17 protein-coding genes are annotated in these 16861 nt (G+C 71.6%); 9 read left to right on the top strand and 8 right to left on the bottom strand.

The features are described from left to right. Window positions 1-173 precede the first annotated feature (173 nt). Genes IG05_RS0124195 through IG05_RS0124185 form a run of 3 tightly spaced genes read left to right on the top strand, consistent with a single transcriptional unit; the run spans window position 174 to window position 3656 of the window. Entirely contained in the window at window positions 174-1151 is a 978-nt protein-coding gene (locus IG05_RS0124195; RefSeq protein ID WP_030345714.1) for a glycosyltransferase family 2 protein, read from the top strand. Next, window positions 1148-2482 (top strand): alpha-2,8-polysialyltransferase family protein, encoded by a 1335-nt coding sequence (locus IG05_RS0124190; protein WP_030345712.1) that lies wholly within the window; start codon window positions 1148-1150, stop codon window positions 2480-2482. Before IG05_RS0124195 ends, IG05_RS0124190 begins: the two co-directional genes overlap by 4 nt. Window positions 2483-2507: 25 nt before the next feature. Further along, window positions 2508-3656 (top strand): acyltransferase family protein, encoded by a 1149-nt coding sequence (locus IG05_RS0124185; RefSeq protein ID WP_199808371.1) that lies wholly within the window; start codon window positions 2508-2510, stop codon window positions 3654-3656. Here the strand turns inward: IG05_RS0124185 and IG05_RS0124180 are convergent. Next, complete coding sequence (locus IG05_RS0124180) at window positions 3649-4299, bottom strand: TetR/AcrR family transcriptional regulator C-terminal domain-containing protein (protein ID WP_030345709.1); 651 nt, start codon at window positions 4297-4299, stop codon at window positions 3649-3651. The genes IG05_RS0124185 and IG05_RS0124180 overlap by 8 nt on opposite strands. A 71-nt stretch (window positions 4300-4370) precedes the next feature. Between IG05_RS0124180 and IG05_RS0124175 the strand changes: the two genes are divergently transcribed. Beyond that, window positions 4371-5747, top strand: a complete 1377-nt coding sequence (locus IG05_RS0124175) for an FAD-dependent monooxygenase (RefSeq protein ID WP_030345707.1) — start codon at window positions 4371-4373, stop codon at window positions 5745-5747. Between the two features lie 145 nt (window positions 5748-5892). Here IG05_RS0124175 and IG05_RS0124170 read toward each other — a convergent pair whose 3' ends face one another. Together IG05_RS0124170 and IG05_RS0124165 are read right to left on the bottom strand one after the other, a co-directional pair. Further along, a complete protein-coding gene (locus tag IG05_RS0124170) occupies window positions 5893-6255 on the bottom strand; it encodes a hypothetical protein (protein WP_030345706.1) in 363 nt (120 codons plus the stop codon). A gap of 14 nt (window positions 6256-6269) precedes the next feature. Beyond that, window positions 6270-7502: a helix-turn-helix domain-containing protein gene (locus IG05_RS0124165; RefSeq protein ID WP_030345700.1), complete on the bottom strand. Its 1233-nt coding sequence runs from the start codon at window positions 7500-7502 to the stop codon at window positions 6270-6272. A 190-nt stretch (window positions 7503-7692) separates the two neighbouring features. On the opposite strand from IG05_RS0124165, the gene IG05_RS0124160 reads away from it, so the two are divergent. From IG05_RS0124160 to IG05_RS0124145, 3 genes are all read left to right on the top strand, one after another. After that, a complete protein-coding gene (locus tag IG05_RS0124160; RefSeq protein ID WP_234335990.1) occupies window positions 7693-8043 on the top strand; it encodes a hypothetical protein in 351 nt (116 codons plus the stop codon). A 363-nt stretch (window positions 8044-8406) separates the two neighbouring features. Next, window positions 8407-8637 (top strand): DUF397 domain-containing protein, encoded by a 231-nt coding sequence (locus tag IG05_RS0124150; protein ID WP_030345698.1) that lies wholly within the window; start codon window positions 8407-8409, stop codon window positions 8635-8637. 78 nt (window positions 8638-8715) lie between these two features. Continuing rightward, complete coding sequence (locus tag IG05_RS0124145; RefSeq protein ID WP_030345697.1) at window positions 8716-9216, top strand: hypothetical protein; 501 nt, start codon at window positions 8716-8718, stop codon at window positions 9214-9216. 380 nt (window positions 9217-9596) lie between these two features. Here the strand turns inward: IG05_RS0124145 and leuE are convergent, their stop codons facing one another. After that, window positions 9597-10241: a leucine efflux protein LeuE gene (gene leuE / locus IG05_RS0124135; RefSeq protein ID WP_030345695.1), complete on the bottom strand. Its 645-nt coding sequence runs from the start codon at window positions 10239-10241 to the stop codon at window positions 9597-9599. An 86-nt stretch (window positions 10242-10327) separates the two neighbouring features. Further along, the gene (locus IG05_RS0124130) at window positions 10328-11947 is read right to left on the bottom strand and encodes an acyl-CoA mutase large subunit family protein (RefSeq protein WP_030345694.1); all 1620 of its coding nucleotides are present in this window, start codon (window positions 11945-11947) and stop codon (window positions 10328-10330) included. Window positions 11948-12034: 87 nt separating this feature from the next. Between IG05_RS0124130 and IG05_RS0124125 the strand changes: the two genes are divergently transcribed. Continuing rightward, window positions 12035-12877 (top strand): L,D-transpeptidase family protein, encoded by an 843-nt coding sequence (locus IG05_RS0124125; RefSeq protein WP_030345692.1) that lies wholly within the window; start codon window positions 12035-12037, stop codon window positions 12875-12877. A 208-nt stretch (window positions 12878-13085) separates the two neighbouring features. On the opposite strand, the gene IG05_RS0124120 is transcribed toward IG05_RS0124125, so the two are convergent. After that, window positions 13086-14264, bottom strand: a complete 1179-nt coding sequence (locus tag IG05_RS0124120; protein ID WP_030345690.1) for a hypothetical protein — start codon at window positions 14262-14264, stop codon at window positions 13086-13088. Continuing rightward, window positions 14264-14926, bottom strand: coding sequence for an RNA polymerase sigma factor (locus IG05_RS0124115; protein WP_030345688.1), 663 nt, complete (start codon window positions 14924-14926; stop codon window positions 14264-14266). The genes IG05_RS0124120 and IG05_RS0124115 overlap by 1 nt, the downstream gene beginning before the upstream one ends. 470 nt (window positions 14927-15396) lie before the next feature. On the opposite strand from IG05_RS0124115, the gene IG05_RS0124110 reads away from it, so the two are divergent. Further along, complete coding sequence (locus IG05_RS0124110) at window positions 15397-15870, top strand: VOC family protein (protein ID WP_030345687.1); 474 nt, start codon at window positions 15397-15399, stop codon at window positions 15868-15870. Window positions 15871-15904: 34 nt separating this feature from the next. Here IG05_RS0124110 and IG05_RS0124105 read toward each other — a convergent pair whose 3' ends face one another. Continuing rightward, complete coding sequence (locus tag IG05_RS0124105; RefSeq protein WP_030345685.1) at window positions 15905-16840, bottom strand: DUF5996 family protein; 936 nt, start codon at window positions 16838-16840, stop codon at window positions 15905-15907. Between the last annotated feature and the right edge of the window lie 21 nt (window positions 16841-16861).

Raw genomic sequence — 16861 nt, 5'->3', positions numbered from 1 at the left:
GAGGTTCCGCCCAACCGGAATGCAACAAACGGTTAACAGCACATCGCCGAATGGCGAATCGGGCCCCGATCGCCTTGTGAAACAGCCTGGTTCACGGCTTCGCCATGTGTCGTTCACCCGGCATCAAGCAGGTCGTCAAGACGAATGGCGGGCCACGCCCTAACGTCCTTGGCGTGGTCAAGCTCTCCGTCATCGTGCCGTTCTACAACGTGCAGCAATACGCGCCCGACACCCTCAGGAGTCTGAAGGCGAACGCGCGTGAGGACTTCGAATTCATTCTTGTCGACGACTGTTCCCGCGACGGGACGCCCGAGATTCTCGCGCGTGCGGAGCGTGAGCTGCCGGGTGCGGTCCTGGTCCGGCACGAGCGGAACGGAGGGCTGGCGACCGCGCGCAACACCGGGATCGACCGGGCGCGCGGCACCTATCTGACGTTCCTGGACGGCGACGACTGGCTGGCCCCCGGCTACCTCCCGCGGCTGCTCGCCGCGATCGAGGAGCTGGGCTGCGACTTCCTGCGCACCGACCATGTGCAGTGCACCGCCCGGTCGCGCAGCGTGCACCGGGTGCCGGTGGGCCGGCGGAACACCGTGCTGGACCCGCGGGGGGCGATCCTGCCCGCCGACCGGTCCACCTCGGTGGACTACGCGTACGCGTGGGCCGGTGTGTACCACCGGCGGCTGGTGGACCAGGGGGTGCTGCACTTCACGGACGGGCTGCGCACGGCCGAGGACCGGCCGTGGATCTGGAAGCTGCACCGGGAGGCGGAGTCCTTCGCCGCGGTGAGCCTGCTCGGGGTGTTCTACCGGCGCGGGGTCGCCTCGTCCCTCACCCAGATCGGCGATGTGCGGCAGCTCGACTTCATCCGGGCGTTCGACCAAGTCGTCGCGGAGACCGCGGCGGACCGGGAGGCCGGCGCCCTGCTGCCGAAGGCCGTCCGCACCTACTGCGCGATCATCGCCCATCACCTGGGATCCATCGAGAGGTTCGAGCCGGCGGTGGCGAGGAAACTGAAATCCCTGAGCGCCGCCGCGCTGCGGCGCATGCCGCAGGACGTGCTGGACGAGGCCCTGGACTCCATGGACCTCCAGCGCGCCACCCGGCTGCGCCGGCTGCGCCGCCGTCCCGCCGCCTCGGGAGCCGCCGCGTGACCACCCAGATCTTCCAGGCGTCGACGCTGTACGGCACGGCCACGCTCGCCGCCGCCCTGGACTCCGGCTGCTTCCGCCCGGCCGACCGGCGGATCCTGCTGGTCTGCAACAACGCGGCCACGCCCGAGACTTCCCCGGCGCTGGACGGGATGCCGGGCTTCGAGCGGCTGCGGGACCGGTTCGACGACGTGGTGTCGTACAACGCGGCGATCTTCCCGTTCCACCCGGGCGGCTGGACGCCCCGCGGGGACGACCTGCCGCTGTGGGAACGGTACCTGCGCCACGAGTGGCGGCTGGGCACCGACGACGTGGAGCTGGCCGTCGAGTCGATCCAGGTGAACCCGTCGCTGGCGCTCGCCCAGATCTTCACCGGCGCGCCGGTCACCGTCTACGCCGACGGCCTGATGAGCTACGGCCCCACCCGCAGCAAGATCGACCCCCTGGTCGGCACCCGCGTGGACCGGGTCCTGCACCTGGACCTGGTGCCGGGGCTGCGGCCGCTGCTGCTCACCGAGTTCGGGGTGCCCGGCGAGCTGGTGCCGACGCCCGCCTTCACCAAGGTGCTCGCCGAACTCGCCCCGCTGGGCGAGGGGCTGCCGGCACTGGAGGAACCGGCGCTGCTGCTCGGCCAGTACCTGTCCGCGCTGGACATCCTCACCGCCGAGCAGGAGGAGGACCTGCACGTGCGGATGCTGAGGGGCGCGGCCGCCCTCGGCCACACCACCGTGGTGTTCAAGCCGCACCCGTCCGCGCCGGCCCGCTTCGCCCGCTCCCTGGAGCAGGAGGCGGAGCGGCTGGGGGTCGGGCTGACCGTGCTGGACACGCCGGTGCTCGCGGAGGTGCTGTACCAGCGGATGCGTCCCGCGCTGGTCGTCGGCTGCTTCTCCACCGCGCTGCTCACCGCCTCCGCCCTGTACGGCCTCCCGGTCGCCCGGGTGGGCACCGAACTGCTGCTGGAGCGGCTGACGCCGTACGAGAACAGCAACCGGATCCCGGTGACGATCGTGGACGCGCTGCTGCCCGGGCTGAGCGACCGGCGGGCCGTCGCCGAGCAGCGGCAGGGCATGGACGCCGAGGAGCTCGGCGCGCTGGTCCGCGCGGTGGGCTTCGCGATGCAGCCGAAGATCTACCCGAGGCTGCGTCCGCAGGCCGAGACCTGGCTCGCGGGGCACCTGGACCAGCACACCATGCGCTACTTCAAGCGCCGGCGCCTGTCCGCCCTGGCGCTGCCCGGCGGGGTGCCGGCCCAGCTGGCGTTCATCCCGCGCAACGCGACGGTCCGCCGGGTGGCCCGCAAGGCGCGCAGCCTGCGCCGGGGCGCACGCGGCTGACCACGGATCAGGAAGGACACCGCACATGGCCGCTTCCCCCTCCGGCGTCGCGCCGGCGCCGGACCCCCTCATACGCCGGGCGGCCGGAGCCCCGGCCGCCCGGGTCCCGCGCCGGGGCCGCCTGCTCGCCCTGGACGGTCTGCGGCTCGTCGCCGCGCTGATGGTCTGCGCCTACCACTACACCGGTCGCGGTGGTGTGGTCTCCGCGTCCTGGCACGCGAGCCCGGACCGCCTCTTCCCGTCCCTGTACCGGGTGGCCGTGTACGGCAACCTCGGCGTGCAGTTCTTCTTCGTCATCAGCGGTTTCGTGATCTGCATGAGCAGTTGGGGCCGCACCCTCGGCGACTTCTTCCGCTCCCGGGTCGCCCGCCTGTATCCCGCGTACTGGGTCGCGCTGGCCCTGGTCACGGCCGCGTCCTTCGCGCTCCCGGTCGTCGTCCGCCCGGTCCGCCTGGACGAGTTCCTGGTGAACCTCACCATGCTCCAGCAGCCGATGGGTGCCACACGGGTCCTCGGTGTGTGCTGGACGCTCTGGGTGGAGCTGCGGTTCTACGTCCTTTTCGCCCTGTTCGTCGTGGTGCGGGGGGTCACCTACCGCCGGGTCGTGCTGTTCGCCTGCGTGTGGACGCCGGCGGCCGTGCTGTGCCACTCGTCCGGCAACGAGCTGCTGCGCCAGGTGGTCATGCCCGAGTACGCGCCCTTCTTCGTCGGCGGGCTGGCGCTGTACCTGATCCACCGCTTCGGCAGCGACCTGCTCACCTGGGGCATCGTGGTGATGTCCTGGCTGCTCGCCCAGAGCGAGGCCACCCGCGGGCTGTGGGGCCCGCACCCGCACCGCGACCCGTACGTCGTCATCCTGGTCGTCACCGCCGCCTACGCGGCCGTCGCCGCCGTGGCGCTGGGCTGGACCCGGTGGGCCTCCTGGTCCTGGCTGGTCACGGCCGGCGCGCTGACGTACCCGTTCTACCTGGTCCACGAGCACCTGGGCTGGTTCGTCATCCGGGTGCTGCACCGGGGCCTCGGCCTGGCCCCGTGGCCGACGCTCGCCGTGACCGTGGCCGGCATGCTGGCGCTGGCCTGGCTGATCCACCGGTTCGTGGAGAAACCGTTCGGCCCCCGGCTGAAGAGGGCGCTGAAGAAGGCCGGTACGCCGGGGACGGCCGCCCTCAGCTGATCCCGTAGCGCGCCGCGATACCGGCGACGACCAGCGCCAGTCCCTCCTCGAACTGCCGGTCGTAGTCGTCGAAGAGCAGCGTCCCGGCCTCGGCCGCGAGCGGGAACCCGGCCATGCGGCGGGCGCGCTCGCCGACGTCGTAGCCCTCCCGGCGCTCCCCCGGGAGGGGGCGTACGCCCTGCTCCTCGGTGACGAAGCCGAGGGTGTAGGCGTGCGCCGTGCGCCCCGCGGCGACCGCCTGCGCGAGGCTGAGCCCGGCGCCGGTGAGCACCCCCAGGTTCGCCTCCAGCTCCGCGGCGTGGTCGGTGCCGGTGAAGCGCGAACCGCTGAACACCTTGGCGCCGTCGCGGTAGCCGAGCAGTGCGGCCCGCAGCCCGCGCTGGGTCTTCAGCAGCCGCTCCCGCCAGGTGTCGGCGGGGTCGAGCGCGGCGCCGGCGGCCATCCGCCGGTACATCTGCGTCGCCATCTCGTCGAGCAGCGCCTGCTTGTCCTTGAAGTGCCAGTACAGGGCGGGCGCCTTGACGTCCAGCTCGCGGGCGATGGCGCGCAGGGTCAGCCCGTCCAGACCGACCTCGTTCAGCAGCCGCAGTGCGGTGTCGGCGACTCGTGCGCGATCCAGGGGCGCGCGCTTCTCGGAATTCACGCTTGACAGCTTAACAGCGTTAAGGGCGCCCTCGTCGGCGACGGCACTTAACGACGTTAAGGAGACATGCGATGGATGTCGTGATCGTGGGCGCGGGCGCGACCGGCCTGACCCTGGGCATCGACCTGGCACGGCGCGGAATCCGGGCGCTGGTGGTGGAGCGGGCGGAGGCGCTCTTCCCCGGCTCGCGCGGCAAGGGCATCCAGCCCCGCACCCAGGAGGTCTTCGCCGACCTGGGCGTCCTGGACGCGATCCGGGCGGCCGGCGGCCCCTACCCGCCCCGCCTGCTGTGGGAGAACGGCGAGCGGCTCGGCACGCGGCCGATGTTCGAGGAGATCCCGGCGGACGAGGGCACGCCGTACACCGAACCGCTGATGGTCGCGCAGTGGCGCACCCAGGAGGTGCTGTACGCGCGGCTGACCGAACTGGGAGGCCGGGTCGCCTTCGGCCGCGAGGTGACGGGTCTGGCACAGGACGCGGACGGCGTGACGGTGGACTTCGCGGACGGTACGGCCCTGCGCGCGGCGTACGCGGTCGCGGCCGACGGCGGGCGCTCGGCGGTCCGGCGCGCCCTGGGCGTCGGCATGACCGGCGAGACGGTCGACCCGGCACCGTTCCTGGTGGCGGACGTACGCGTGAACGGCCTCGACCGGGACCACTGGCACACGTTCCCGGGGCCCGACGGCACCGGCCTCGCCCTGTGCCCGCTCGCCGGTACCGACGACTTCCAACTGCAGGCGCGCCTGCCGGAGTCAGCCCGGCTCGACCTGTCCCTGGACGGCATCCGCGCCCTGGTCGCCACGTACACGCACCTCGGTGCCCCGGACGTGACGGAGCTGCGCTGGGCCTCCGACTTCCGCCCGCGCGCCGCTCTGGCCGACCGCTTCCGGGCGGGCCGGGTCCTCCTCGCCGGGGACGCGGCCCACGTCCACTCCCCGGCGGGCGGCCAGGGCCTCAACACCAGCGTGCAGGACGCCTGCAACCTGGGCTGGAAGCTGGCCGCGGTGCTCCGGGGCGCCGCACCGCAGGCCCTCCTGGACACCTACGAGGAGGAGCGCCGCGCGAACGCCGCCGCGATGCTGGACCTGACGACCGGGGTCCACCGCGGAGAGGTACGCCGGGGCAGGGCGACGGTGCAGCTCGGCCTGGACTACCGGGACTCGTCCCTCAGTGTGGACACGCGGGGCGAGACCGACGGCCTGCGCGCCGGCGACCGCGCCCCGGACGGCACGGTGTCGGGCGTCCGCCTCTTCGACACCTTCCGCGGCCCCCACTGGACCCTGCTGGGCGCCTCGGTCCCGGGCCTGCACTCCCTCCCGGCGGCACCGCCGTCGTACGGCCGGGGCGTCTTCCTGATCCGCCCGGACGGGTACGTGGGCTGGGCGGGCGGGACGACGAAGGGCCTGCGGGAGTACGCCGAGCGGACGGGAGCCTTCGCGACCGCCTAGGCCGACGCGAGCGACAGCTTGACCGCGAAGCCCAGGAACAGCGCCCCCGCGGCCGACGTCGCCGTGGCCGACAGCCGCTTGCGGCGGCGGAACGCCGCGGCCAGCCGCGTGCCATGGGTTGTTTGCGAGCACGAATCGGTAGGCGTTAATTCAGACTCTTCTCAATGGCCTCGAAGATGCCTGAGTCCGTCTCCTTCTGCCAGTCCGGCAGATCAGGCCAATCGGCCACGTACCCCGGCTTCGGGTCCTCGAAGTGCTTGAACATCTGCGCCGTCCAACACGTCGCGACGAACCGTCCCTTCTGCTCGCGCGACAGGCGGGAGGCATGCCCGGCGCTCAGTTCGAGGAACTGACGCACCTGCTCATACACGGCGCCCGCAGCCTCACGCTCCCATTCAGGCGTCTCTTCCCACGGAGTTACGTAGCTTGGCTTCGGCTCACCAGGGAAGTGCTTCCGCACTCCAGCGATCCACGCCTCGCGAAAGACTCGCGCGCCCTCGGTCGTCATGCCATCCCCTCTCGTCATGCCGTCAGGGTGCCGATCCCGGCCTTCAACTCGGCGATGTGCCGGTCGCGCCCCAAGGTGCCCAGCTCGGCAGTCAGCGTCTGGAGTCTACGGGCGACGTAGCCGGACCCGGAGGCTCGCGCCAGGCGCAGGGCTTCGAATCCGTACTGCATGACCTGCTCCGAATCCTTTCGCTTGGCGCCGATGGCGGCCAGGTCGACGAGCACCGCGCCCCGGCGCCGGAAGGAATGGCCGGCGGCCAAGGGAGCGAGCTTCAGCGCGTCCTTCAGGGCGGTCTCGGCCAAGACGAGCCGGTTGAGCTGCAAGTACCGGGCGCCCCGCTCCTCCGCCAAGCGCGAGCCATCGAAGCGCAGCCATCCGCCGTTCGCTACCGGGCCGCTCAGGCTGGCCACCTCCTCGGCCTCGTCCAAAGCCTCCTCGCAGGCGTCGAAGTCGCCGAGCCAGGCGAACGCCTCAGCCTGCACGGCTGCGGCCCAGTGCTTGGTCGCCAAGCTACTGTCTCCACGCAGGGCGACGCGCCGCGCGGCCCCGACAGTGTCCGCGGCCTGCCGGTAACGGCGCTCGGAGAGGTCTACGTAGGCGCTGCGGATCAGGGCGCACGCCCACAGGTCGTAGGCGCGGGCCTCCTTGCTCGCGCTGGCCGCGAGCGCGTACGAGGCGGCGGCAGCGTGGTAGCGGTTGGCGTCGAAGGCCAGCTCGCCCGCCAACTGGAACAGGTCGCCGGCCGCGATGCAGAGCGAGCCCATCTGCGCCCGCCCATCGCGCAGGGCATCGTTCAAGGCGGTGAGCTGGGACTGCACCACGGGGTACACCGAGTGCTTGGCGCGGGCGAGCTGGTAGACCTGCCACAGGTGGCCATTCATGCGCCCGAAGTCGTCGGCGCCATCCGCCAGGGCCTCCACCTCGCCCGCGGGTATGGCAGCGACCGCACCTGCCACCGTCAAGAGGCGCAGAAACTCGCGTCGGATCATCTCGTCTGGGTCCCCTGGGCCGTGGTGGACACTCGACGCTAACTGCGCGGGCTTCGGCAGCACCTCGGCCGGGGTGAGCAAGGCGTCGAGTTCGTCGAGGTCCATCTGTAGCACCTCGGCGACCTTGGGCCGCTGGGGAGGCTGGGGCCTGGATTTGCCCGTCTCCCACCGGCCTACGGTGCGCCGGTCGACGCCTACCGCTTCGGCGAACCCCTCTTGGGTGAAGCCCAGAGCCCTACGCCTGTCGGCGATGCTCATGCAGGCCCCCTTCCCCGGCTCTTGCAGCTCTCAATCATGGCGCCTGTCCCATGTCCCAGAGATGTCCCAACACTGACCCATGAACGCCGTGGTCGGCACGCCTTTCGCGCGGAACGCTGGTCTCCATCCGGTGAAACCGCCGTCAGCCAGCGAGGGACACGCCGTGAAGACCGAGACGAGCAGATTCGAAGTGACGAGGGCGACCGAAGACGGCGTACCGATCGACGTCGAGCTGATCACGGACAGCACCGACGCGGCCCTCGCCATGAGGCTGGGCACCTCGACCCGCGAGGACATCAACGCCAGGACACCGGCCCTGATCGGGCACCTGCAACTCCTCCTCGGCGAGGAGCTGGGCGCCGACGAGGACGAGCTGGTGATGGCCCAGTTCCGCAAGGCGTACAAGGTGCTCGACCTGAAGAACCGCCCCAGTGCGGAGGCACCGGTCTTCACGGCCTACTTCTTCATGCGCGAGGTCGCCGACCTGACGCGCCGACTGCTGTGGATCTACACCCAGAGGAGCGGGACGGGTGCAGCGTGAGCCCCAAGGCGCAGCAGGTGATTTACGTGATCGCCCTGCTCGGACTCATGGCCGCTCTGGCGGCCGGAATCTTCACCGATCGCGAGGTAGGCACAGACGCCCGCTCGGCTGGCATCAGTGGATCTTCCAGGGGCTCGTGATCCTCGCCTCTGTATCGGTCATGGCCGCCTACTGGCGACTGACCACCTGAACATCCGTCCCCGAGGTGACTCCCCGGTCGTTCCCCCACGGCCACACCCCTCGGGGGCGGAGCCAAGCGCCCACCCCGGCCGGGAACAGGAAGGCCGGGCCGGGGTGGGTCGGCAAGTGCACCACGGCGCGGAGACCGCATCTCCGCATCGCTGCACCAGAGAGGACTACCCGATGGACGGCAACCTCTACACCCTCCCGGCGGACGGCATCGAGACGACGAACTTCTGCGGAGGCCCCTGCACCGAGGGCTGCGTCGACTTCGCCGCGATCCCCGGTGCCGCCGACTCCTTCGTGGTCCGCGACTCCAAGCCCGAGGGCGCCGGCAAGGAACTGCGGTTCACCGCAGCCGAGCTCGACGACTTCGCCCTCGGCTGGGTGAAGAACCGCGGCCTCACCGCCTGACCCTGCTAAACCTCTCATCCCTGGCGGGTCGTCCTACGCGCATCAGGGCGGCCCGCCCTCCCCTCTCGGAAGGCGCGCATGAGCTGGACAGGACACTTCCACGGCTACGGCCCGTGGATCGGATCGCCCGACAGCTACCACCGGGAGGGTGACCGGCGGCCTCCGCATCCTGACCCCCCTGCTCCTCCCGCCTCGGACGAGGACAAGGTGGCCATCCGCATCCTTCAGCGGTACCGCGAAGTGATGGCCGAGTTCCCGACCTCGGACCTGCCGCCCATGATGTCCGGGCACTGGCTGATGAAGCGGAACCAGGCGGCCCGTGAGCGCACCTGGACGGACGCCACAGCGGCTCTCGACTGGATGGTCAAGCACTTTCTTGACAACCCCCCGATGCAGCGCGAAGACGGGCGTCAGGCGTACGCGAGCCTGGACACGAGACGCGAATACGTGCTGGATGTCCTGCCGGTCGGCGTGGACGTGAGCTGGGTGTACTACAACCGGCCGGGCAATATCGTCTCGCTCAACCTGGTGTGCTGCCCGGACCGTCACCACCCCGACCTCACATGCCCGCTCGCGTAACCGGTGACAGCCCCGCGCATGACGAAAGCCCCCACCTTGCGCGGGTGGGGCGAAGGTCGCTCCCGAGATGGCAGCGGTCCACCCAACGAGCATGGAACTGACCCGAGTACTCGTGTCCCAGCACATGCGAAGTAACGAGCGGCTGACCAAGTTGGCCAAGCGGGCCGGTATCACCCTCTGAGCACCGTCACGGTGATCGGCTGCCGCTTCCGCCTACTCGGCCTACTGCTCAGAGCCGCGAACGGGGTGACGGCAGGCTCCTGGGGCTCCTTCTGGAGCCTCTCAGGCAAGCCCAGGGCTCCTAGTGCCCGCTGCTGCTCCTGGGGGCTCATGCGGGCGAACACGGCCGCAGCATCGTCAAGGTGAGACATGCCAGCCCCCTACACGCTTGCCAGAGACAGCTTGACGGCGAAGCCGAGGAAGAGCACTCCGGCGGCCGAGGTAGCCCCTGCGCTGAGCCTCCTCCGACGACGGAACGCAGCAGCCAGACGAGACCCACCGAAGATGAGCGCAGACAGGTACAACACGCTTGCCAACTGGGCGAGTACACCTAGGGTCACGAACCCGATGACTGGGTTGGATTCCGACACGAACTGCACGAAGAAGGCGACGAAGAAGAGGATCGCCTTGGGATTGAAGAGGCTGACCACGAGCGCACGGCGGAAGGGCCGCTCGTCGGCGTCCTGGGCGTCCGCCGCCGCCTCGACGGCCGGCTCCCGCCGGGTCCGCCACATCTGCAGGGCGGCCCGCAGCATGCCGATCGCCAGCCAGCTCAGATATCCGGCACCGGCGTACTTCACGATCCCGAACAGCAGCGCGTTGCCCTGGAGCAGCGAGGCGACTCCGGCGGCGGACAGCGTCATCAGTACGGTGTCCCCGCACCAGACCCCGGCGGCCGCCGTGTACCCGGCCCGCACGCCGCGCCGGGCGGCCACGGAAAGGACGTAGAGGGAGTTGGGGCCGGGCAGCAGGACGATCAGGATCAGACCCGCGAGGTAGGTGGGGAGGTCGATGACACCGAACATGCCATGGAGTGTCGCACGGGGGTACGACAACCGGTCCTCCCTGTCCGGAACCCCTCGTCCGGAACCCCTCTCCGGAACCGCCCCGCTCAGAACGCGTCCGCCGGCACGTGGCTGCCCCAGACCTCGCGGAGCGCCCCGCACACCTCGCCCACCGTCGCCCGTGCCCGCAGCGCCTCCTTCATCGGGTACAGCACGTTGTGCTCCCCGTCCGCCCCGCCCTCTCCGCCCGCCGCCTCCGCGGCCTTGCGCAACGCGTCGAGTGCCGCGGTCACCGCGCCCCGGTCGCGTCCGGCCCGCAGCCGGGCGAGGCGTTCGGCCTGCCGGGCCTCGATGGCCGGGTCCACGCGGAGCGGCTGGTACGGCTCCTCCTCGTCCAGCCGGAAGCGGTTGACCCCGACGACCACCCGCTCCCCGGAGTCCGTCTCCTGCGCGATGCGGTACGCGTTCCGCTCGATCTCGGCCTTCTGGAAGCCCTGCTCGATCGCCGCGACCGCCCCGCCGAGGTCCGCCACCCGCCGCATCAGGCCGACGGCGGCCTCCTCCACCTCGTCCGTCATCCGCTCGACCGCGTAGGAGCCGGCGAAGGGGTCCACCGTCGCGGTCACGTCGGTCTCGTGGGCCAGCACCTGCTGGGTCCGCAGCGCCAGCCGCGCGCTCTTGTCCGTCGGCAGGGCGATCGCCTCGTCGAAGGAGTTGGTGTGCAGGGACTGCGTGCCGCCGAACACCGCGGCCAGGGCCTGCACGGCGACCCGGACGAGGTTCACCTCCGGCTGCTGCGCCGTGAGTTGCACCCCCGCCGTCTGGGTGTGGAAGCGCAGCATCAGCGACCTGGGGTTCCTCGCGCCGAACTCCTCCCGCATCACCCGGGCCCAGATCCGGCGGGCGGCGCGGAACTTGGCGACCTCCTCCAGCAGCGTGGTCCGGGCCACGAAGAAGAACGACAGGCGCGGGGCGAAGTCGTCGACGTCCATGCCGGCCGCGATCGCCGTGCGGACGTACTCGATCCCGTCGGCGAGGGTGAACGCGATCTCCTGCACCGGGGAGGCACCCGCCTCGGCCATGTGGTAGCCGGAGATCGAGATGGTGTTCCACCTCGGGATCTCGGCGGTGCAGTACCGGAAGATGTCCGCGGTCAGCCGCAGGGAGGGCTTCGGCGGGAAGATGTACGTGCCGCGCGCGATGTACTCCTTCAGCACGTCGTTCTGGATCGTGCCCGTCAGCCGGTCGGCGGCCACGCCCTGCTCCTCCGCCACCAGCTGGTACAGCAGCAGGAGCAGGGCGGCGGGCGCGTTGATCGTCATCGACGTCGAGACCTGGTCCAGCGGGATGCCGTCGAACAGCAGCCGCATGTCCTCGATCGAGTCGACGGCCACACCGACCTTGCCGACCTCGCCGTGCGCGAGGGGCGCGTCGGAGTCGTGGCCCATCTGGGTGGGCAGGTCGAACGCGACGGACAGGCCGGTGGTGCCGTGGGCGATCAGCTGGCGGTAGCGGGCGTTGGACTCCGCCGCCGTACCGAAGCCGGCGTACTGGCGCATGGTCCAGGGGCGGCCGGTGTACATGGTCGGGTAGATCCCGCGGGTGAACGGGTACGCGCCCGGTTCGCCCAGCTTGCGGTCCGGGTCCCAGCCCGCCAGGACGGCCGGACCGTACACCCGTTCGACCGGCAGGCCCGACTCGGACCGACGTGCCGACTCCTGTGCCATGGCTGCCTCCGCGGTACGACCGGTACACCGGTACTCCTCACCATGCCCCGTAGTTCGACGCGGGTCACGCGGGGAAGCATCCCGGGCATGAGGATCCCGGGGAGACCTGCCGTCCTGCTCGCCTCGGCCGCCGTGCTCGCCGCGCTCGGCGGGTGCACCGTGCAGCCCACGGACGCCGACGGCAAACGCGGCCTGCCGGTGCAGGCCCAGGCGCCGGGCGGCCCGGGTGCCGGGCCGGCCCGGCCGGCACCGGCCGCCACACCGACCAGGCCGGCCGTCGCACCGGCCGCCCCCGCGCCACGGGTGCTGTGGTCGCGCGGGGACAGCGGGCCCCGCGTGCGGGAACTCCAGGCGCGGCTGCGCCAGGTGGGCTGGCTGCCCGTCGGGCCGACGGGGTCGTACGGCGAGCTGACCGAGCGCGCGGTCCGGGGCTTCCAGGGCAAGCGCGGGCTGCCGCGGACCGGCGCCGCGGACGCCGTCACCTGGCAGCGGCTGGTGGCGATGACGCGTCCGCCGGGCCCGTCGGACCTGTACCCGATGGCCGGCCGGCCGGCCGCCGCGCCGGATCCGCGGTGTCTGACCGGGCGGGTGCTGTGCATCGACAAGACCAGCCGGACGCTGCGCTGGATGGTGGACGGGCGGACCCTGTCCACGATGGCGGTGCGCTTCGGCGCGCAGTACACCCCCACCCGTGAGGGTGTGTTCCGCGTCTACTGGAAGTCGCGGCACCATGTGTCGACCCTCTACGACTCACCGATGCCGTACGCGATGTTCTTCAGCGGTGGCCAGGCGGTCCACTACTCGTACGACTTCGCGGCGCGCGGGTACGCGGGCGGCTCGCACGGATGCGTCAACGTACGGGACGAGACGGCGATCGCCCAGCTGTTCGCCCAGGTCCGGGTGGGCGACAAGGTCGTCGTCTCCCGGTGAGGATGCGGGGCGCGGGCGGGACCGGGGGAACGTGCCCCGCCCGCGCCAGGTGCACGAGCCGTGGGTACGGGGGGAACCCCGGCTCAGTGCGACGGCCGATGACCAGTCGGCTCACTCAGTACTGCGTCACGGGCTCCAGAAACGTCACACCTCGCACCGAGAATTTTCCGGCGACCTCAAAAGCGCAGGTCAGAGTGGGTGCTCTCGGTCAGAGTGCGGTGTACGTCGGAGACGGTGAGGGGGACGCGGGGGTGCTGCGCGGTGCGCCGGGGTGCGCCGGCGCGAAGGCGGAGGGAGCGGGGTCGGCGCCGCCGCGGTGCCGGCCGCCGCCCTTGCCGCCGGCCGGGCCGTGGTCACCCTTGCCCCCGCCGCCGCCTTTCCCTCCGCCCCCGTCCTTGTCCTTGTCCCCGCCCTTGTCTCCGTTCTTGTCCTTGTCCCCGCCCTTGTCTCCGTTCTTGTCCCCGTCCCCGTCCTTGTTCCCGCCCTTGCCCTGGTCGCCGCCCTTGCCCGGGTTCCCGCCCTTGTCCTGGCCCTTGCCGGTGCCGCCGCCCCCGGTGCCGGCCGTGCCGCCGTTCGCGGTGCCGGAGGCCGCGTCACCGGCGGCCAGCAGGATCTTGCAGTACCGGGTGACACGGGCGGGACCGCCCGCCAGGTGCTCCAGCGTGCGCTTGCGGCCGGTGTCCAGCTCCTTGCCGTCGCGCAGCGCACGGCAGGCCGAGGAGGCGCCGAGCCACCCGGTGCCGGACGTGGGGGACCCGGAGCCGGGCGCGGTGCCGTCGTCCGTCCCGGCGGCCTCGTCACCGGTGCCGCCGCGCCCCTGCGCACTGCCCTCCGGCGTCCCCGTGCCGGGGCCCGGGGTGGCCGTTCCGGAGCCGGGGACGAGCGGCTGTCCGGTGGACTCCCCGGCGGAGACCGAGGTGGCCGGGCGGGGGTGGTCGTTGTCGAACGGTGTGGGCAGCACTCCGCTGCCGGCGGCCATGGCGACCCCGCCGAGTGTGCCGACGGCCGCGGCGGCGGCGAGCGCCAGGCGCACCGGACGGCCCCAGTGCGGGCGTTTGGTGCGCGTTCCGGTACGGGCCGGGGCACCGATGCGGACCAGGCCGGCGCCGGTTCCGGGTGCCGGGGTGCGGGCGGCGGCGGGGGTGTGGACGGCGGCGGTGCGCTCCGCCTCGGCGGCCTCCCGGGCCTTGCGGAACGCGGCCAGGGCGGCCTGCTCACCGGGGAGTTCACCGGGCGCGGGGGCCGCCTCCGCGGACAGCGCGCCGAGCGTCCGGGAGAGGCGTTCGGCCTGGTCACGTGCGGCAGGGTCGACGGCTTCCAGCGACTCACCGCGCAACAGGCGTTCCGCCGTCTCACGGTTCAGCCACTTGTACTGCTCGTCGGCCATCACATGTCCTTCTGCGTCCGCGTACGCGTATGCGTCACAGTTGCGGACGTCACCGCGCGGTGGCGCGGTTCTCGCTGAGGCGGGAGCGAGTCGAGTCCGCCCGCCGATTCCGGATCGGCGCCGATCAGCTCCGCGAGCCGCTTCAGACCGCGGTGCGCCGCGGTGCGGACGGCACCCGCGCGTTTGCCGAGGGTCTCGGCGGCGGTCTTGGCGTCCAGGCCGACGACCACGCGCAGGACGACCGCCTCGGCCTGGTCCTGGGGGAGCCGGGCGATCAGGGAGAGGGCGCTGTCGGTGGCCAGGGCCTCGATGGCCTCGCCGGCCGTGTCGGACTCGGCGGCCCGGCCGGTCAGCTCCGTCTCGTCGCCGCCTATGGCGGGGCGGCGGCCGCGCATGCGTATGTGGTCCAGGGCGCGGTTGCGGGCGATCCGGGCGGCCCAGCCGCGGAACCGGTCGGCATCGCCGCTGAACCGGTCCAGGTCGCGTGCGATCTGCAGCCAGGCCTCGGACGCGACGTCCTCGGCGTCCGGATCGCCGACCAGTGTGCGGACGTATCCGAGCAGGCGGGGATGGACCGCGCGGTACACCGTACGGAACGCGGTTTCGTCACCGTCCTGTGCCGCACGCACCGCGGCGGTCAGCTCCGCGTCGTCCCCCAGCACCGTACTCCCTTTACGCCTGTCTTCGGTCGGCGCGAAAGGCACGTTACGGCGTGAAAGCACTGCTCGTCCATGTCCGTAGAAGATGCAACTAACTCGTGACCGGGTGCGGATGTGCGCAGGGTGAGATCCGGCCGTGGCCGGGTGTGACAGAAACCGCACGCACGGCGCTGAGCAAAGTACGGGCCGTGCGCGGCCCGTCCGCGCGACGGCCGGGGCCTCTCCTGTGGGGGGTGGCGGCCCCGGCCGTTGCCTCGGCGGCACCGGCCGGCTCAGCCTGAGCGAAAGCCGGCCCGAGAACCCCCAGCCCGGCTGGTCGAAGAGCCTCGGGCTTCACGCGGCTCGGTGTCCAGTACGTGATCCTGTCGACAGAAAGCGCCTCTGACCAGCCGCACCAGTCGGAGGCACTTGCCAGGTGAAGAAGCGCACCGGCTGAGAATGCCGCACGCCCATGCGCGCCATACGCTCGACATATGTCCGACGTCACGTCTGCCAGCGCCGCAGCCGACGACCTTCCCGCACCGGCCGAGGGTCTGCTGCTCACGCACTTTCTCACGGTCGGCGACGTCCCTCGCTCGCGGGCGTTCTATGCCGATGTGCTGGGCGGGCAGGTGGTGCTGGAGGAGAACCCCTGCATCATCAAGGTCGCCAACAGCTGGATCATCATGAACCCCGGCGGCGGGCCCACAGCTGACAAACCCGACGTCGTCCTGCGTCCGCCGGAGGACCGCCACACCGTCTCCAGCTTCCTGAACGTACGGGTGGCGGACATCCACGGCTTCTACGCGGCAGCCCGCGCCAAGGGAGCCGAGTTCCTCACCCCGCCCATCGACCGGCGCGCCGAGCTGCGCTGCTACATGCGCGACCCGGATGGCTACCTCATCGAGGTCGGCCAGTCCACGGGCCTGCTCAAGGGCATCCTGGCGCGCACCGATACCGAAGCCTGACCACTGCACCGCGCTGCGCTGCTGACCGAATTCGTCAGATGCGACGGACCGGGTCCGTGATTCCGCCGGGGCACGCAAGCGCCGCGATGTCCCATCCGGCGCGTCCGGCCCCGGCCTGGTAGGCGCTTTCGTAGAAGGCGAGCACGGCGGCACGTGGGTCGGCCTCGGCGCGGGCCGCGTCGTAGCGCAGCACGGCCAGGTGGCTGTCGCCGCGCGCGACCCACTGCGCGGACGCCGGGCTGAGCGGCGCTTCGGCCAGGCCGGCGGGCTCGGGGGCGGTGTACGAGTAGAACGCGGGCTCGGCGAAGGTGTCGTCGCCGAACCAGAAGCCGAAGCTGATCACTTCCGAGGAGTACGCCTCCCGGGTGACGGGGTCGACCTGCGCGGGCTGGTCGACCCGGCGCCCGGAGAACCGGCTGTGGGCGATGTCGAAGGTGTGCCAGAAGTGGTGCACCGGGCTGGCCTTTCCCGAGTAGCCCGCCGCGAACTCCTCCAGCACGGATGCCACTTGGCTCAGCACCCGCCAGTAGCGGTTTGCGGCCACCGGGTCGTAGGTCGCGTGCTCGGTGTCCTCGGCGAACGGCCGGTCGGCGTCGGACAGATCGAAGGGCCTGGGAATAGCGATGTCCACCCGGACGCCCAGTGCGGCCAGAGCGGCCAGGGTCTGGTCGTAGAAGGATGCGACGGACTGGCCCGGAAGCGGAAAGGACCGCTCTTCGCCGTCGAGCGTCATGACGGCGAGCCGGTGGTCGACGAAGTCGAAGTCGATCGTGAAGATCGGATTCCCGTCGACCTGACCCATCGGTCGGGTGGTGATGCCGCGCCCAGTGACATGGAACGGGACGTTCCACCAGTGGTTGCGCCGGGCGCTCGCGGCCATGCGGATCTTGCCGACGATCTGCGCGAAGCGGTGCAGCGTCTCCTTGGTGTCCCGCCACTCCGCGAGCGGCACCGGCGGGAACAGCTCCATCGCCTGCCCCTTCCCGCCCGG

The organism is Streptomyces sp. NRRL S-1022, assembly GCF_000720135.1.
In the GTDB taxonomy this organism is placed as follows: Bacteria; Actinomycetota; Actinomycetes; order Streptomycetales; family Streptomycetaceae; genus Streptomyces.
This window is presented reverse-complemented; position numbering and strand designations above follow the sequence as displayed.

Coding starts and splice junctions, on each gene's coding strand:
- IG05_RS0124185 (WP_199808371.1), top strand. CDS start 2,508: ATGGCCGCTTCCCCCTCCGGCGTCGCGCCGGCGCCGGACCCCCTCATA.
- IG05_RS0124175 (WP_030345707.1), top strand. CDS start 4,371: ATGGATGTCGTGATCGTGGGCGCGGGCGCGACCGGCCTGACCCTGGGC.
- IG05_RS0124170 (WP_030345706.1), bottom strand. CDS start 6,255: ATGACGACCGAGGGCGCGCGAGTCTTTCGCGAGGCGTGGATCGCTGGA.
- IG05_RS0124165 (WP_030345700.1), bottom strand. CDS start 7,502: ATGAGCATCGCCGACAGGCGTAGGGCTCTGGGCTTCACCCAAGAGGGG.
- IG05_RS0124150 (WP_030345698.1), top strand. CDS start 8,407: ATGGACGGCAACCTCTACACCCTCCCGGCGGACGGCATCGAGACGACG.
- IG05_RS0124145 (WP_030345697.1), top strand. CDS start 8,716: ATGAGCTGGACAGGACACTTCCACGGCTACGGCCCGTGGATCGGATCG.
- leuE (WP_030345695.1), bottom strand. CDS start 10,241: ATGTTCGGTGTCATCGACCTCCCCACCTACCTCGCGGGTCTGATCCTG.
- IG05_RS0124130 (WP_030345694.1), bottom strand. CDS start 11,947: ATGGCACAGGAGTCGGCACGTCGGTCCGAGTCGGGCCTGCCGGTCGAA.
- IG05_RS0124125 (WP_030345692.1), top strand. CDS start 12,035: ATGAGGATCCCGGGGAGACCTGCCGTCCTGCTCGCCTCGGCCGCCGTG.
- IG05_RS0124120 (WP_030345690.1), bottom strand. CDS start 14,264: ATGGCCGACGAGCAGTACAAGTGGCTGAACCGTGAGACGGCGGAACGC.
- IG05_RS0124110 (WP_030345687.1), top strand. CDS start 15,397: ATGTCCGACGTCACGTCTGCCAGCGCCGCAGCCGACGACCTTCCCGCA.
- IG05_RS0124105 (WP_030345685.1), bottom strand. CDS start 16,840: ATGGAGCTGTTCCCGCCGGTGCCGCTCGCGGAGTGGCGGGACACCAAG.